This is a genomic window from Galbibacter kalidii (genome assembly GCF_026241135.1).
GTDB lineage: Bacteria > Bacteroidota > Bacteroidia > Flavobacteriales > Flavobacteriaceae > Galbibacter.
Window position 1 is genome coordinate 1 of the sequence record NZ_JAPFGA010000051.1, and the last position, 2,277, is coordinate 2,277.

3 protein-coding genes are annotated in these 2,277 nt (G+C 39.2%); all 3 read left to right on the forward strand.

Annotation, left to right across the window (positions count from 1 at the left end):
* Window positions 1–142 precede the first annotated feature (142 nt).
* Genes OOZ15_RS19730 through OOZ15_RS19740 form a run of 3 tightly spaced genes read left to right on the forward strand, consistent with a single transcriptional unit; the run spans window position 143 to window position 2,115 of the window.
* On the forward strand, window positions 143–457 hold the full coding sequence (locus OOZ15_RS19730; RefSeq protein WP_265958158.1) for a hypothetical protein: 315 nt from the start codon (window positions 143–145) through the stop codon (window positions 455–457).
* Window positions 458–465: 8 nt separating this feature from the next.
* Entirely contained in the window at window positions 466–1,185 is a 720-nt protein-coding gene (locus tag OOZ15_RS19735; RefSeq protein WP_265958159.1) for an OmpA family protein, read from the forward strand.
* Window positions 1,186–1,191: 6 nt separating this feature from the next.
* Complete coding sequence (locus OOZ15_RS19740) at window positions 1,192–2,115, forward strand: hypothetical protein (RefSeq protein ID WP_265958160.1); 924 nt, start codon at window positions 1,192–1,194, stop codon at window positions 2,113–2,115.
* Window positions 2,116–2,277: the final 162 nt, after the last annotated feature.

Below are 2,277 nucleotides of genomic sequence, written 5' to 3' on the forward strand. Positions count from 1 at the left end.
GTAAACAGAAGAACAGAATTCAGATTGATAAATAACTAATATCAACTCAGGATTATAAATATGAAAAGAGCCGCAATCTGTGGCTCTTTTTGTTTTTTTAGACTTAGACCTCATTAGAATAAAAAAATCGAAAATACAATAGATGAAAAAACTATTCCTAAACTTTATTGTGATGTCTCTTTTATTGGCATGTAACGGCAGCAGGGAAGACAGGAAAATCGCAGTCGAACCGAAAAAAATTAAGGAATCGCCCGCTGCGAACGATTGTGTGGAAACCGGGACTACGGAAACTGAATCCAAAACGGGCAGCGAAACAGATACCCACAAATTCAATATCAAAAAGATCCCTGTTCAGGTTCCGATCTGGGAGATTTCCCTTTCTTTAGCCTTCCCGAAGGGCTTGAAACAACCAATAATCCAATCCAGAGAAAGTATGATGTGCTGTATTTCCCCATAGACAGTATTATGACCCCTCTGGAGGGAAAGGTCTGGAAAACATATGTTTCAGTTGAAGGGGGCTATAATCGCTGGTCTTTGCCTTATTTCCTCAAAAGCTATGATGAGGTCATTACGAAGGTGGGAGGTGTTAGAATTTTTGACGGGGAAATCAATCACGAAGAATATGAAAGATATCACAACGATGCACAATATTTGGGAGAAGACGGTTCTATCGGTTATACCGGGGGAAAAATAAGAGTGTACGTCATTCGCCGGATGGTCGGTGGAGATATTTATATACAGCTAACCGGAAATTCGGCATCCGGGAAACTTAATATTCTTCAGGAGGAGTCTTTTAAACAGACAATCTCCATCATGAAATCGGATAGGATCCAGAAAGACCTTGAAGAAAAGGGAAAGGTCATACTGTACATCAATTTCGACTTGAACAAGACCAGCCTCAAACCCGAAGGGCAAAAGGCAGTAGATGAAATAGCCGAGGCTTTACAGGGCAATAAGGATCTTAGTATTGCCATTCACGGATATATCGACAATTTGGGAAGTGACAAGCATAACCAGGAACTGTCTGAAGATAGGGCGGAATCGGTGTTGAAAGCCTTGGTTTCTAGTGATATAGACCGGTCACGGTTGTCATCTCTGGGTTTTGGTGCCCGAAATCCTGTAGGAAATAACGATTCGGAAGAAGGGAGGGCCAAAAACAGGAGGGTGGAACTTATAAAACAATAAAGAAAGATGAAAAGCGTAAAGATCTTTTTAGTAACTTTTTTGTGTGTTATTTCGTGCAGAAAGGAGCAAAAGCAAGAACAAGAGCGGTTGTTTTCTATGAAAGGGGAGGGATCCTCAGAAATTAAGAATGTTAAAGACAACTTTACCGAAGGAAAAATAGATATAGAGGTTTACTTCCCCGGCAATCGTCTGAACGAAGTGCTGAACAAGGTAGATCCTTCACAGGGAAATATAGAGCAACAAATAGAGAAGTACACCGCAGAACTCTCGGCAGAACAAGCGGAAAAAATACAGAAAGGAGTAAACTCAGATCTCATGCTTACCATGCAGATTTTGTTTGCCCCGATGCTTAACAATGAAATTTTTGTTAGGGGAAACCAGGTTACGGCAAAATGTGATGGTTTGGTGTATCATTTGGAAAATACTTTAAACGGGAGTAATGAGACGGGGATGGTATTTGTTCAATCGCAAAGCAATAAGGGCAACCAAGTTACATTTAATTACGACAAGGACTTTTTTGTTGAAAACCAGCTTCAAACTAGGGTAAATCCGGAAGTATATGATAGGAAACTAACCGGTGAAACCGAAGAAATAGCGGGGTATAAATGCAATATTGCTGTATATACATTAAAAAATGTCACTCCCATGGCTATTGGAAAGCTGGAGGTGTGGACTTCAGAGCATATGCCAAAATCCCTCAATTATATCCATCCGTATTATCTGGAAGAAGAAAACGGGATTATGAAAATTGCCATTTACCAAGGGATGCAGTCGGATATGCCCATGATGATCTATGAATTTAAAAAAGTTACCCCGATTTCGGTAAGTGATTCGGATATGAAAATCAGGCAAAGCCAGCCGGTTTACGAAGGGAAATCCGATATGGAAGTGATAGGCTCCAGACTAATGGACATTATGTTCGGAAACTAATTAACAATAATGGATAAGAAAAAGGTGATTTTACTTTTATAATTAACTTATTTTCAAAAAAATTTATAGAGGTGAGTATTTAAATACGTATCTTCAATCATAGTAAATATATTAAAAAATGGACATATTTAAAGGGCAAAATCTTCTGGAGTTCTCCGATCG